The organism is Providencia burhodogranariea DSM 19968, from assembly GCF_000314855.2.
GTDB lineage: Bacteria > Pseudomonadota > Gammaproteobacteria > Enterobacterales > Enterobacteriaceae > Providencia > Providencia burhodogranariea.
Genome location: NZ_KB233222.1, coordinates 284796 through 300183 on the forward strand (window position 1 = coordinate 284796; position 15388 = coordinate 300183).

The window sequence follows — 15388 nt, forward strand, 5'->3', positions numbered from 1 at the left end:
ATAATCTCAACATAACAGTGTGATGCAATAATTTCATTGGTAATTTTTTTGAAATTTGTATTTTCTGACCAGTCTCACAGTTTCTTATATTCCTCAAGTAATCCGAGTTATCAATAAGCGAGAAGCGAAAAATCGCAAAAATATTGCTATTTCACTATTGTATAAGAAGTTCTATAACATGATGAAATTGGTAACTTGATGTATGCGGGAGAGATAATTTTGTATGACCACATAGTTATGCAATCGATAGATTGAGGGCTTAGTCACTACTGAAGTATTTGTGAATAAAGCCCTTTTTGACTAAATCAGTTTGCTGCCTTGGCGATAAGCCAATGCTACAGTTAATGATTGAGCGAGACACAATGTGGCTGATTGAGAGCGAAACGCATCAACCTGTGCTTCTTTTATAACAAAACACACATCGCTAAAACTTGCGAGTGGGCTTATTTGACTATCAGTAATGACGATTTGTTTAGCCCCCGTTTGTGCTGCTTTTTCGCTAACCATAATGGTTTCTTCCGCATAAGGTGTGAAACTGATGGAGATAACGACATCCTTCTCTCCAATTCGGTTAATCTGCTCTTTGAACATGCCTCCAAGTCCATCAATTAATTGAGGACGGCATTCAAGATGGCTAAGACCATAGCTTAAATAAGTCGCAATACTAAAAGAACGACGCAAACCAATGATATAAACATTTTCAGCATCGGCGAGTAGAGAAACAGCCTTTTCAAGATCTTCCGCTGAAGTTCTTGCGGCCATTTGTTGTAACGCTTGAGCATTGGAGTGAGCAAACTCTTTGAGAATTTGAGAGGGATCGTCACTTAGCTCTTGCTCGCTATCCATTTCGCGAAATAATCTGGCTCTATCTGTATAGCTTGCTGTTTCTTCAACTAAGTTCATTCGAAATAATTGTTTCATTTCATTGAACCCGCTGAAATTAAAAGCATTTGCAAAGCGAATGAGAGTCGATGGTGGGACATTAGCTTCTTTAGCAATGACAGCAACAGTATCAAAGGCCACGCTATTCGTATTATCCAATACATATCGTGCCACTTGTTGTAGCCGTTTACTTAGTTCGTCATAACGGGAGCGTACTTGCTCCTGAAACTCATTCAAGTTCGATGCAGTTGACATAAAATCTCCATGACTAGGCTAGGGGCTGTTGACCTCTGTTGCTTGCAAGCAATCAAAGATCAAAAAGCGCTCAATGTAATTATTTAATGAATTTAACTTAATAATCATAATTTCAAATGAAAAATGGTTAAAAGCAGCCCTCGGGTTCGATTAAAAGACGTTTCACTCATTTATTCTACGTTGAGGGGATCTTACCTAGTTCACTAAGCGGCGAACCTTTCGCCTTTCCTGTTTTTTACCTTAAATCAAGGCTCTTAATTCGAACATAAACTGATTATCAAAGCTTAAGAACCTTTGTTAATTGTAGTTATTTTCGATCATTAGTCGAATCATTTTGAAAAACGAATCTACAAAATGGAATAATTAATTCATATTGCGTTCACGCTAAAGAATGATTAGAGCGATTTTTGAAACGAGTGTCTTTACCTTCTAGCAACAATTTCATAAAAATTCTGACTGGATCACAGAAATTGAATGTTGTTTCAATATTAGTTGAAAATGAAATGAATATTTCATATACCTTTATTAACAAAGTAACTCTATCAGTCAAAGAGAGGCAACATGCAACAGATTCAGAATTTTATTGGCGGTGAACTCGTTTCCAGCCAAAGTGGGCGTTTTGCACCCGTCTTTAATCCAGCAACAGGTGAACAAATAGCTAAAGTTGTATTGAGCAGTGCTGCTGAAACTAAAAAGGCGATAGAGGTCGCTCATAAAGCTTTCCCTAAGTGGTCGAAACTTTCACCACTAAAACGCGCTCGTATCCTTTTCAAATTTAAAGCATTACTTGAATTAAATATGGATCACTTAGCGCGTTTAATTTCTCAAGAACATGGTAAAGTTTTTTCAGATGCCGTTGGTGAAGTGACTCGAGGTTTGGAAGTTGTCGAGTTTGCCTGTGGTATCCCCCATTTACAAAAAGGTGAGCATTCAGCGAATGTTGCAACGGGGGTGGATAGCCATTCTTTAATGCAACCCTTAGGTGTTTGCGTAGGGGTCACACCGTTTAACTTTCCTGCTATGGTGCCCATGTGGATGTTCCCTGTTGCATTAGCTACGGGCAATACTTTTGTACTCAAGCCATCTGAAAAAGACCCTTCTCTTGCAATTGAATTAGCCAAATTACTAAAAGAAGCGGGCTTACCTGATGGTGTATTTAACGTAGTTCAAGGTGACAAAGAATCTGTTGATGTGTTACTCAGAGCGCCTGAAGTGCAAGCCGTCAGTTTTGTCGGTTCTACACCGATTGCAGAATATATTTATACAACAGCTTCCGAACATGGCAAGCGTTGTCAAGCATTGGGTGGGGCAAAAAATCACTGTATTCTAATGCCTGATGCCGATATGGATCTAGCGACCAACGCAATTATGGGAGCTGCATTTGGTGCAGCTGGCGAGCGTTGTATGGCTCTATCAGTCGTATTGGCTGTAGGTGATGAAACCGCAGATACATTGATTGCAAATCTTAAAGATCAAATTGCCAAAATGACTGTAGGTCCAGGTATTGTCGAAGGTAAAGAAAATGACATGGGGCCAGTAATTTCAGCTCAGCATAAAGTAAAAATCTGTGACTATATTACTAGCGGTGAAAAGCAAGGTGCGAAATTACTGGTTGATGGTCGTGATTTCAAAGTGGCAGGTTTTGAAAATGGCTATTTTGTTGGCCCAACATTGTTTGATAATGTCACGCCTGAAATGGATATTTATAAAGAAGAAATTTTCGGGCCTGTACTTGTGGTTGTTCGCGTCCCAGATTTCGAAACGGGTTTGCAATTAATTAACCAACATGAGTATGGTAACGGAACGGCAATTTTTACGCGTGATGGTGAAACTGCGCGTGAATTCCAAGAAAATGTTCAAGCAGGTATGGTCGGTATTAACATTCCTATCCCAGTCCCAATGGCGTTCCACAGCTTTGGCGGTTGGAAACGTTCTATATTTGGACCATTGAATGTTCACGGTAATGATGGTGTTCGTTTCTATACGCGCATGAAAACAGTGACCAGCCGTTGGCCTGCAAGCGTCCGCCTAGAGCATCATGAAAGTAGTTTCACAATGCCAACTATGGAATAAAGGGAGTCCCTATGAATAAGCAGACAATGACCACAGCTCAAGCATTAGTTAAGTTTCTTAACCAGCAATATGTTGAAGTTGATGGTGAGCAGTATCCGTTTATTCAGGGAATATTTACCATCTTCGGTCATGGTAACGTGGTAGGTTTAGGGCAGGCGCTGGAAGAGGCGCCTGGACACCTACAGGTTTATCAAGGATGTAACGAGCAGGGCATGGCGCATATTGCGACCGGTTTTGCTAAACAAAAAAAGCGTAAGCAAATTTGTGCCGTTACATCCTCTGTTGGGCCGGGAGCGGCAAATATGGTAACTGCGGCGGCAACAGCGACCGCAAACCGTATCCCTCTTTTACTACTACCAGGCGATACGTTTGCAACGCGTCAGCCTGATCCGGTTTTACAACAAGTTGAACAATATGGTGATGGCACGCTTAGCACCAATGATTGTTTTCGACCTGTATCTCGCTACTGGGATAGAGTTTCGCGCCCTGAACAATTGATGGCAGCGATGATCAATGCCATGCGTGTACTGACTGATCCTGCGGATACTGGAGCTGTCACGATTTGTTTGCCGCAAGATGTTCAAGGTGAGGCTTGGGATTACCCAGACTATTTCTTTGCTAAACGAGTGCATCGAATTGAACGCCGTCCGGCAACAACTGTCAGTTTAGCAGAAGCTGTTAGTTTAATTCGCCGTAAGCAAAAGCCGTTGCTAGTGTGTGGTGGCGGTGTTCGTTATTCAGAAGCTCACGACGCTTTTCGCATTTTTGCTGAACACTTCGCTATTCCATTTGGAGAAACTCAAGCCGGTAAAAGTGCAATTGTTGCAAGTCACCCATTGAATGTGGGTGGTATTGGTACAACGGGGGGATTAGCCGCTAATTTACTGGCAAAAGAAGCTGACTTAGTGATTGGTGTTGGTACTCGCTTTACTGATTTTACTACGGCATCAAAATCTCTATTTAGTCATCCTAATGTTGAATTTCTCAATATTAACGTTGCTGAATTTGATGCGTGCAAGCTCGATGCATTGAAGTTGGTAGCCGATGCAAAAGAAGGGCTGACCGCACTCGATACTTTATTGCAAGGTAGTGGATATCAAGCTCAGTGGGGCGATAGCATTCAACAAGCCAAGCAACAATGGCAAACTGAATTAACAAGATTATTCTCGATTCAATACAGGCCATTAGATTTCATACCTGAAATTGCCGGTCATCTGGATGATAAAATAGACGAATACCGTGAAGCTTTGGGAACTGAGTTAACTCAGACTCGTGTGTTGGGGCTGATGCAACAGTATATGGAAGATGATGCAATCGTTGTGGGTGCTGCGGGGTCTCTACCGGGTGATTTACAGCGTATTTGGTTCCCTAAATATCCTGATACTTATCATCTGGAATATGGTTATTCTTGTATGGGGTATGAGATTGCGGCGGCAGTCGGGGCAAAAATTGCCGCACCAGAGCAACCCGTATATGCGATGGTGGGGGATGGTTCTTATTTGATGCTGCATAGTGAATTACAAACTGCTATCCAAGAAAATCTTAAAATAACCATTCTGTTATTTGATAACGCAGGGTTTGGTTGCATTAACAACCTGCAAATGAGTCAAGGTATGGGCAGTTTTGGTACTGAAAACCGTCATCGTAACCCAAAAACAGGGAAGATGGATGGACCGTTAGTGAAAGTTGATTTTGCCAAAAATGCTGAAAGTTATGGTTGTAAAAGTTACCGTGTTCATGATGAAGCGCAGTTGATTGCAGCGATTGAAGATGCCAAGTCACATTCAGGCTGTGTATTGATTGATATTAAAGTGCTACCTAAAACAATGACCAATGGTTATGAAGCATGGTGGCGTACAGGTACAGCTCAGGTTGCTCAGAATCCTGAAATTGTCTGTGCAGCAGATAAAATTAAGGAAATGGTCGCAAATCACGTACGCCAATACTAGATCATCACTCTGTAGGGAGAGTGGTGATCTAAAGACCGCTGGCTTAGTGCCTTTAGAAGTGGATTGGTGTCAGTGAATCGAGTATGGAGAAGTAGGGTATAGCAGGACGCTCGTAAGAATGAGTTGGTGGTTGTCGGTCCTTTGGCGTGGTTAACACGTTTAGAATATTTTTCACCCAGCGAAAGCTGGGTTTTTTTGTTTGTTAATGATTACTTATGTTATATGAATGAGGTTTATCAATATATTTGCAGTCATTATTTTAAAAACCCATTTAGTGAATAATAAGTATATTATTTTTAAAAATAATATTTTCAATTATATATTAAAGTAACGATAAATAGCTTATTTATTACCGCGCATTCAATAATAATCAGTCAATCATATGATTTATTTTATTAAAGTCTGAGTTAATATTGAATTTGGTGTAATTATCTGTTGATTATTTTTTATTGGATTTTTATATTTTTTTTGTTTGGTTTTTAGTGCGTTATAACATTAACCACCATTCAGTTAATTTAATAATTGTTTTTCGAATTTGTATTTTATATCGTTAATTAAATTTATATTTTGATGGTGTTGTTATGTCATTATCTGTTTTTTTCGACAAAAGATTATTATTGGTTTTTATATTATTATTCATTAGTATTAATGTCAGTTTTGGATCAAATAAAATTCTACCCCCTAGTTATGATAGTATTTATTTTAAGCAAAAACAGAGGCTTATGTATGAGTTGAATCAAAGGGAAGCTCTTGAAAATCAAAGTATAATTAAGGCTGAGGATGTGCCTGAATTAAAAAAAACAAATCAATTATGTTTTTCAATTGAGAAAATTCATCTATCAGGTATTTCGATACTTTCATTAAAGATACAACAAATTATAATTAATCCCCATCAAAACCGTTGTCTGTCTATCAATGAAATCCAAACTGTGGCTAAAACAATAACTAATTATTATATTGAAAAGGGATATATCACCTCGCAAGCTTTTATTCCAGAACAAAATTTAGCTCAGCATAAGTTGGTAATTGAAATTATTGAAGGGAGAATTGAATCTATAGATATTGAAAATTCGTCCTCAAACTTGTCAACGATGATATACCCTGATTTAGTTGGGAGGATATTAAATTTACGGGATATTGAACAAGGATTAGAACAGTTAAATCATTCGACAACATCAAAATATACGATTGATATCCAACCTGGAAAAACAAATGGATATTCAAGAATTGTTATTAGTAGAAAATCAACAAAAATTCCGTTAAGTAGTCAATTCACTATCGATAACTCGGGTACTCAATCGACTGGGAAAACATTAATAACAGGTCGTCTTTGGCTCGATTCTATACTGGGTTTAGGTGAGCAGTGGTCGGTTTCTGCTAACACGGACACTGATTTCAGTCATTCACATTACAATCGTTATTATGTTGCCAGCGTTAATGTACCTTATGGTTATTGGTCATATCGTTATCAATTTTATCGCAATAAAACACGACAACCGTTTCAATCAACAGTATATATATATGATTATGAAGGTAAAAATACCAACCAACAATTTGATGTTAGTCGGCTAATGTATCGGGATGGCAAACAACGATTAACATTACAAAGTAGTTTAAAACATAAAAAAGCACTAACACAGCTAGCACAGCAGACACTGACCATCAGCAGTCCAACTCTGACTTCATTCAGTTTTAGTCCACAATACAGCACAATACTAGGACAAGGTTATTTTACGTTCAACCCAGCATTTGAATTGGGTCTATCAGTATTTGGATCGTCGCCTGATTATATTGCGGTAGATTCACCGCGTACCCATTATCGTAAATATAGCCTAAGCAGCAGTTATCAATACTATTTTACTAATGGTATGACGTACTTAACATCGTTTTATGGTCAATATTCCCCCGATAATCTTTATGGAATCGAGCGCGTTAGCATTGGTGGTCAATACTCGGTTCGAGGCTATCAAGAGCAGTCATTGAGTGGTAATCGTGGTTTGTATTGGCGTAATGAAATAAATACCAAGATTGCCAGTACTGATATTGGTCAATTGGATTTTATTGCTGCGTTGGATTACGGCTATATTGCGGGTGATAGATATCATGTTGTCCAAAATACACTTGCGGGTGGTGCAATAGGATTATCTGTCATTGGCAATTCAAAACTTTCATCTCAATTTCTACTGAGTAAACCTCTGTACTATCCATCAGATTTAACCCCTGACAATTGGTCAATGTATTGGTCAGTTTCATTATCGATATAATTACTTTATAGGAGCTTTTTGATGCCCAATGATATTCCCTCTTTCCCTAAAAGGATTTTAGGTTATGGAATTATGTTTATCACTGCTATCTATCCGCTTCATCCTGCTTGGAGTGCAGGCATTACACCCGCAGATAAAAATACGCAAATAACACAACAAAATAATGTTCCTATCATTAATATTGCAACACCGAATAATATTGGTGTTTCACACAATAAATTTCAAAATTTTAATGTTGATAAACAAGGTGCTGTTCTTAATAACGCAATAAATAATATTAATTCTCAATTAGCAGGCCAAGTTAAGGCGAATGCAAATTTAAAAGTTCACGCTGCTAATTTAATTATTAATGAAGTTGTAGGTAGTGGGCATTCACAATTGCAAGGGATATTAGAGGTAGCGGGAAAGCAAGCCAATGTTTTAATTGCCAACCCAAATGGGATTACCTGTAATGGCTGTGGTTTTATTAATACCCCAGCCATTACGTTAACAACGGGTAAGCCCATTATGGATAAACAAGGTGCATTATCCGCGATTGAAGTTAAAAAAGGCAGTGTCATTGTTGGTGGTAAAGGCATGGATGTACAAGCACAAAGCTATGCCGATATTATCAGCCGTGCAACGGAACTGAACGGTCAAATTAAAGCAAAAAATTTAATGCTAGTGCAGGGGGCTAATCGTGTTGATATTCAACAAGGCACGGTCATCCCAGCTAAAGGTGAAGGACAAAAGCCGAGTATTTCGGTTGATACAAAAGCACTTGGGGGGATGTACGCGGATCAAGTACGTTTAGTTAGCACCGAAAATGGTGTAGGAGTGAATCTCAGTAATATTCAAACGACTCAAAATGATTTGACGTTAACTGTCGATGGAAAGATTACGTTAGCAGGCAATATTCAATCGAAAAATGAAATTAATATCAGCACGAAAAATTTACAAATCAGTAATAATGCAAAATTAAGTGGGCAGAAAGATATTACTTTAGCGGCAAACACCTTAAATAATAATGGGCAAGTGATCGCTGGAAAGGATATGCGTGTATTTGCTGATACCATTAGTAATTCAGGGGATAAAGCGCTTATTCAAGCAAAAGACAATCTATGGATGCAAAAGAATGCAAAGGGGGATTTAAGCACTCTAATTGAAAATAAATCGGCAACGATAAAAACCGATACTGGTGATTTAGTTGTTAGAACCAAAAATCTCTCTAATATGACATTGACTAATCCAGTTTCTGAACTAGTGATTCCTGCTAACTCAACAAGTAAAAATAATGTTGTTGCGTCATTTTTTGGTAGTAGGGAGGGAGTTGTTTCCATTATTACTTTATACCCTGAATTAGAGAAATTTAATTATAAAAAATGGTTTGGAACCATAGATATGGAAAAAGGAAACCAAATTAATGTTGAGCGGAAGGTCTATTCATTAACGAAAAAACTGGGGGAGATTAGTTCTGGAAAAAATATTTATGTTAATGCCAATGAATTTATAAATGATAATGGCAGAATTGAATCACAAGGTGATTTAATTTTAACAGGAAATAATGCTAATTTATTTCATCAAGGTATTGGCGAGATAAATATATGGAATAAATATCATTCATCGTACCAAGATTTAGGTGTTTATGCGGATGAAACAGAGGATACAGGGACGTATGATATTTTTTATGTTAGTGAACCGTTACTTTTCAAATTAGTAGATAAATATTCATCTTGGAATGTTTATCAAAATGATATCCCCTTTATTTCTGCTGGAAAAAGTTTGGCTTTAGATTTTAAAAACAAAATCAATATAAATAGAAAGTCTCCAATAACAAGTTTGCCAATAAAAAAGCTACATGAAATAGAAAATAAATCATATGATATAAGGGCGAAAAATATTTTATTAAGCAGTAGTGATATTTATGCAGTGGCTAAGATTAATGCATTAAATGAACTGTCATTAATCACGAGTAAAGATATGAACTTGAATTATTCATATTTAACGGGAAATGAAAATGTAAGTCTATTGTCAAATGGTGATGTTAAATTAAATAATGTTAACGTTTCTGGTAAAAATGCTTTAATTATGTCTAAAAATGGAGGGGTAAATTATACATTGAATCCCCCCCATATATATAAAGAAGGTTTGTTGTCAGGTTCTGCTATTAATGTCTCAGATACAATTAATTTTAATGCAGGTAAGAATATACTTATAAATAACATTATTTTAAGTAAGTTTAGTAAGTTAAATATTACTGCAAATGGTAATGTGAAAATTTCCCGAGAGGAATCTCGGTTTTTGAACGAATCTCAATTAGAAAAAAAAGATACTGTTAATCAACAAATAAAAAAAGTGGGAATATGGGAAAGTCTGGGTGATATGAGTTTTTCAGCTGGAGGAAGTATTCTCAGCCAAGGTATCACTTTTAAAAGTGGCCAATCTCTGACTTTTAATGCAGGTCAAGATATTAACTTAGCTTCAAAAGCTATCAAGGATGTTGATACTCTCTTTCAAACCAATCGTTATCCTGAATTGCGATCCCAATTGATAGCAAACGGTAATATTACGCTTAATGCCGCTCGTGATATAGATTTAAAATCAGCCTTACTTCTATCTAAGAACAACACCACTATATTATCTGGTCGAGATATGAAGCTCACTGCAAGCTTATATTCCGCTATTCCAGATAGTCATGAAGACTTGCAAGATACTCGTTATGTGACAACCTCTATTTCTGGTGATAAAGGCTTAACATTGGCCTCTAATAGTACAATTACCTCTCAGGGAAGCTCATTAAAGTCACTCAATGATATTAATATTTCTGCTGGCGGTAATATTCGATTTGAATCAATTAAAACACACTATCGCAAGCAAGAAGGTAACGAGCTACAAGATTTATACCGTCAAATTGGTTCTAATATTAATAGCGCTAAAAATCTAACAATAGTTTCAGAAGGCAGTATTTTATTTCAAGCATCTCGCCTTGCCGCTAAAGGTATGATGGACATTGCTGCAAAAGGTGGCTATCTCTATGCACAAGCGATGGAAGAAACTAGCCACTATGAAGAAGAAGAAGAGAAATGCAATAAATGGACACTTTGTATTACCAAAAACAGTGTTAATAAAACATATAGCGAAAGAAAAAATAAGGTCACTGAATTTACGGCAGGTAAGGATATTAATTTATACGCCAAAGATGATGTGACATTAGAAGCCACAAAAATTAATACGGGTAAAAATGTAAAAATTATTAGTCAAACTGGCAAAGTTAATTTTAAAGCTGTTAAAAATACCACATTTGAACAAATCATCTCAAACTCAAAAGGCTTTTATATTACACAGCGTAATAAAGGCTATAAAGATGATAAGTGGGTGTTACCTGTACTTCATATTGGCGGAAAACTGACGGTTAACGCTAAAAAAGGTATTACTGCAGATGTTAAGGCTAAAAATAATCAAAGTTTGCAGAATGCATTGAATGTTTTAGGTGAAACAAAAGGTACGAAATGGCTGGCAGGACTAAAAGATCGTAAAGATGTGCAGTGGAATTTAGTAAAAGATGCCTATGATAGTTGGGATTATAAAAGCCAAAGTTTGGATCCCGTAGCTTCAGCATTAATTATGATCGTTGTTGCGGCTGCAACATCGGGTTCAGGGTTAGCGGCATGGGCAGGTGAAGGCGCTGTTTCTGCTACGGGCGCGACTGGAATGACTGCAGACGTTATTGCGGGTGCAGGCTATTCAGGAATGACAGCGCTCACGAGCCAAGCAGCCGTCGCATTGGCAGAAAATAAAGGTGATTTATCTAAAACACTTAATACATTAGGTAAAAGTGAGACAGTCAAAACCATTATTACCCAAATGGTTATCTCTGGTGCATTAAATGGTTTAGATGTCAAAATGGGATGGACATCAGGAAACCCTGCCGCTGCTAAATTACCCTTACTCAGTAATGGAGACTGGACTAAAGTTGCACAGCGAGTTGCTTCTCATTCAGTGATTGGTTCTACATTAAACACAACGATTCAGGGTGGAAGCTTTAGCGATAATTTTAGAAATGCTTTACTGAGCAATGTGGCCAATCAAATTAACGCTGAAGGGGCAAAACTGATTGGTAATAACGGTGAGATTTTAGGTCATACAGGAAAAGTTTTAAGCCACGCTGTTGTTTCGGGGATAAGTGCTGAAATATCGGGTGGTGATGCTAAAGGGGCGGTTGTGGGAGCTTTAGCTGCGGAGCTTGCTGCGATCACACTAGACAGTAATTTATTTAAACCGTCATATCTGAATGAAAAAGAAAAGCAAATTGCGTTAATGCAGAATGCATTAAGTGGAAATAAGGCGGAAACACAGTTTACGAAAGTATTAGGCGCATTTGCGGGGGCATTAGTAACACATAAGCCTGAAGGCGCTTTTTCAGCAGCGAATAGTGCTGAGCTCGTTTTCTCTTATAACTACACAGATCATATGCTAACGGAAATAGCATTAGAAAATAATAAAGATATGTTTGCAGCCGCTAAAGGGGATAAAGCAGCAGCGCGACGAGTCGAGGCGAGACAGGAAGCCGCTGCACTTGTTGGCTTAGTCGCAGGGGGAGGAGCTGTTCTTGTTATTGGTGGTGAACTTGTCGTCGCGGCAACTCCTGAATTATTAGCGACTGCTCAAGTTGCTTTAACTAGTTGTAAAGCCAGTTTTGTTTATTGTGTTAACAAAATAGGAATTGGTGTCGCTGATATTGTTGTTCCAGAAGCGGCTATTTCAGGTGCTGCCATCGGGGGTGCGGGCTATAAGGTCATTGCAAGTTCTGATGAGGTAGCAAAAGCTTTAGCCGATTCGATGATAAAAAGCGCTAAGCCACTGTTGGCAGGTGGAAAGCTAAATACGACTTCATTAACGCCAATTATAGAAAAAGAGCAGCGGCTGATCGCTGCTAATAAAAAGGCTATAGTCGCGAATAAGCTTATTCCTGAAAATTTCATCTCTAAAATTACAGCGCATAATACCCAATTAGGTGTTTTAAATGCTAAAAAAACAGGAATATCAGGGGCGCATAAACAAGATGCTTTCTTGGAGTCTGTAGAAATAGCAGGTGCAAAAATTAATTTGAAAACAACAGATAATAGTTTTCCAGGATTAATAGAGTATAAGTATCAATTACCAGCTATAGCAGGTAATGGCCCAAGTGTAGGTAAAGTTATTGGGTATAAGAAAGTTGAGTCAAAAACAACTTATGATCCTGCAGTACTACCAGACATAAAAGTTACTAATATGTCAAATCAAGCAGCAAAACAGGCAGAGAGTTACTTTCAGTTTAACCCATCAAAAGGTCTATATGATGTGAAAGTTGATGGATATTGGTTTAGAGTTACCAAAGACTCGAAAACAGGTGAAATAAGCAATGCTTTTATTACAATGCCCTCGAGGAATAGCAAATGATAAATAATTTAGTTTGGTTGAAAAAAGTAGAACAATCCCTCTTAGAAAATGGAGGAAGAGATTTATATTGTTTATTAGAAGTTATGTATAAAGAGCAAAAAATGAATTTTCAGCAATTTATTTATGATGCATCGAGGGGGATTGGATGTGTTGTTTCCGAAGGACTAGAATATGTCTTAGACCAAGATTTAGATGATCCAAACGAGTTTGATGAAGTCAGTTTTATCCTTGGAGACTATGAAAGCTCAACATTATCCCCTCCTAAATTTGTTGAGCTAATGCAGGTAATAACAGATAGTTATGTAAGTTTTGAACCGAGCAATAAACACTCAATAGAACGCTCTATGTCTAGGCTTAAAGAACGTTATACATGATCTCAGTCCACACTCGTATCTTCTTTTGAAGGCTTATTACGCTTTAGCCAGCCGGATAATCACTCGTCTGGCTTGGCGGGTGAAGGTAGTGATTATCTTTATTCGTTGCTGTAATTGGTAACTATATAGATCGTGAAACTAGTCAATCTAAACCGACAAAAAACGGTATTGTCCATTATGGGGAAATGGTGTCCATATTATCCCATCAAGGCCATCGGAGTAATAAAAACATGCAGCAAAAAAATACTCAATTAGTTAATCGTTTACAGTTATGTATGCAAAGAGCCTTATTGGGGGCTATAACACCTAATATTAGAGCAATTCTTGCTGAACTAATTAAAAACAAAATTAAAATATACTTTTATTACGATGGGGAAATTCAAGATGATGATGAAGAAAATGCTTCTATTGTAACCTCAGAGATTATTGCGGATTTTGATGATGAATTTGACATTGATTTAATAATTAAACAAATCGATTATCCTATAGATATTGTTCATCCCATTGGAATATGTGTTTATTATAGAAAGGAAGGCCATTAGTTTAATTAAGTAGAAGCAGGGAGACTCCATTTTTATACTGGGATCTCCTTAGCCGTCTTACTCGTTCTGTTCTCTGCTAGGGAAGAAGCGGCTACTGCCATCGGGAGTGCGGGCTATAAGGTCATTGCAAGTTCTGATGAGATTGCCAAAACTTTAGCCGATTCAATGATAAAAAGCGCTAAGCCACTGTTGTCAGGTGGAAAGCTAAATACGATTTCACTAACGCCAATTATAGAAAAAGAGCAGAGGCTGATCGCTGCTAATAAAAAGGTTATAGAGGGAAATAATGTAAACAAGCTTCCTGATAATCAAAATACAAATATTGTTGCAAATCCATTAATTGGAATAACACAAAAACAGCTCGATAAAAAATTCAAGCATGCTGTTGATTTTGGAATAACGACAACGAAGAAAAACCCAGAAACTCTTAGGCAATACGAAAGTGCGATTAATAATCATATGACTGATAAAGTAACTCCCCCTAAAGGTACTTATGGTTTTGTAATAAACTCTAAAGTTTATTTTAATTCAAACACTAATAATGCTGTTGTGCTTGATAGTTCGGGTAATTTTGTAACGGGTTTTAAGCTTACATCAGGCACAGCTCAGTTCGATAATTATATGAAAAATGGAGTGTTACGATGAGTTTTATACTATTAGAGTTCACAAAATCATATGTTCAAGGTAGGGTTAAACCTGAAACTTTTAGTGAAGCTTATATTGAGCTTTACCGGATAGAAAGAGATCAGAATTTATTACTAAAAGATAATGCAGAGCTGAGTGAATATCTTTCTAGTATTTTTTGTATAGTAGATCTTTATAATCCTGAGTTAGATAAAGAAGAATACGAATTCAATGATGAAGACCTTTTTATTCAAGTAAGTACAGAATTAAAAAAGTTACATAATAAAACCTAATTCTCAATAGCGGTCACTAAATGACCACTATGTTTGATTTTTATCTACTATCCACTTCCCCTAAAATGGGCGTGTCTCAATCAATGGGGAGTGGACAAAATCAGAACGATTATATTGGGAAAACTCTAAAACGGTGACCAATTTTTATTGACCACTTCAGCTTAGATTAACAACACTTTATATAAAGAAATAAAATATATTATGAAATATAAACTTTTCGATGTTATTGTTTTAAATGAAGATATTTTAGAGCACAACCTTAAAGCGGGTATGGTTGGAGCTATAGTTGATATATATTCTGAGCCTGAAGATGCGTATGAAGTAGAGTTTTGTGATAAAGATGGTCAGACTATATGCATGTTACCTCTATATAATTATCAAATATTAGCTTTAGAATAGCTCTTGAGGAAGGAGCCCAGTTTATCACTGGGCTACCTTACTTTCTTCAGCCAGCCGGATAATCACTCGTCTGGCTTGGCGGGTGAAGGCAGTGATTATCTTTATGAATTGCTGTGGTTGGTAATCGAAAACGGACTAAAAATTGCACAGTGAGTTCCTGCTCATTTATTACTTGGAACTCATTCAGACTATTTTATATATATATTAATAATTATAGAATCATATTTTATCTTGGGGATTTTGTTTTATTAATAACTCATTGATAATGAATTATTTTGTGTTATTTACAATCTATAAGGCATCAAAAAACGTGAC

10 protein-coding genes are annotated in these 15388 nt (G+C 37.1%); 9 read left to right on the forward strand and 1 reads right to left on the reverse strand.

All coding sequences use genetic code 11. The annotated features are described in order from the left end of the window. Positions 1–300 precede the first annotated feature (300 nt). Positions 301–1137 carry a MurR/RpiR family transcriptional regulator gene (locus OOA_RS01190; protein WP_008910287.1) on the reverse strand — a complete coding sequence of 279 codons (837 nt, stop codon included), beginning with the start codon at positions 1135–1137 and terminating at the stop codon, positions 301–303. 561 nt (positions 1138–1698) lie between these two features. Between OOA_RS01190 and OOA_RS01195 the strand changes: the two genes are divergently transcribed. The 9 genes from OOA_RS01195 to OOA_RS01235 all read left to right on the forward strand — a co-directional run bounded on the left by OOA_RS01195 (position 1699) and on the right by OOA_RS01235 (position 15073). After that, positions 1699–3210 carry a CoA-acylating methylmalonate-semialdehyde dehydrogenase gene (locus OOA_RS01195; protein WP_008910288.1) on the forward strand — a complete coding sequence of 504 codons (1512 nt, stop codon included), beginning with the start codon at positions 1699–1701 and terminating at the stop codon, positions 3208–3210. Between the two features lie 11 nt (positions 3211–3221). Further along, positions 3222–5159: a 3D-(3,5/4)-trihydroxycyclohexane-1,2-dione acylhydrolase (decyclizing) gene (gene iolD / locus OOA_RS01200; protein ID WP_008910289.1), complete on the forward strand. Its 1938-nt coding sequence runs from the start codon at positions 3222–3224 to the stop codon at positions 5157–5159. 722 nt (positions 5160–5881) lie between these two features. Continuing rightward, positions 5882–7423, forward strand: coding sequence for a ShlB/FhaC/HecB family hemolysin secretion/activation protein (locus OOA_RS19885; RefSeq protein WP_236611154.1), 1542 nt, complete (start codon positions 5882–5884; stop codon positions 7421–7423). 21 nt (positions 7424–7444) lie between these two features. Beyond that, positions 7445–12841: a DUF637 domain-containing protein gene (locus OOA_RS01210; protein WP_008910291.1), complete on the forward strand. Its 5397-nt coding sequence runs from the start codon at positions 7445–7447 to the stop codon at positions 12839–12841. Beyond that, positions 12838–13215 (forward strand): hypothetical protein, encoded by a 378-nt coding sequence (locus tag OOA_RS01215; protein WP_008910292.1) that lies wholly within the window; start codon positions 12838–12840, stop codon positions 13213–13215. The genes OOA_RS01210 and OOA_RS01215 overlap by 4 nt, the downstream gene beginning before the upstream one ends. A 230-nt stretch (positions 13216–13445) precedes the next feature. Beyond that, complete coding sequence (locus OOA_RS01220; protein WP_008910293.1) at positions 13446–13757, forward strand: MafI2 family immunity protein; 312 nt, start codon at positions 13446–13448, stop codon at positions 13755–13757. Positions 13758–13922: 165 nt separating this feature from the next. Then, on the forward strand, positions 13923–14402 hold the full coding sequence (locus OOA_RS19685) for a colicin D domain-containing protein (protein ID WP_008910294.1): 480 nt from the start codon (positions 13923–13925) through the stop codon (positions 14400–14402). After that, positions 14399–14674: a colicin immunity domain-containing protein gene (locus tag OOA_RS01230; protein ID WP_008910295.1), complete on the forward strand. Its 276-nt coding sequence runs from the start codon at positions 14399–14401 to the stop codon at positions 14672–14674. The genes OOA_RS19685 and OOA_RS01230 overlap by 4 nt, the downstream gene beginning before the upstream one ends. Positions 14675–14875: 201 nt before the next feature. Next, positions 14876–15073, forward strand: coding sequence for a DUF4926 domain-containing protein (locus tag OOA_RS01235; RefSeq protein WP_008910296.1), 198 nt, complete (start codon positions 14876–14878; stop codon positions 15071–15073). The last annotated feature ends 315 nt before the right edge of the window (positions 15074–15388 follow it).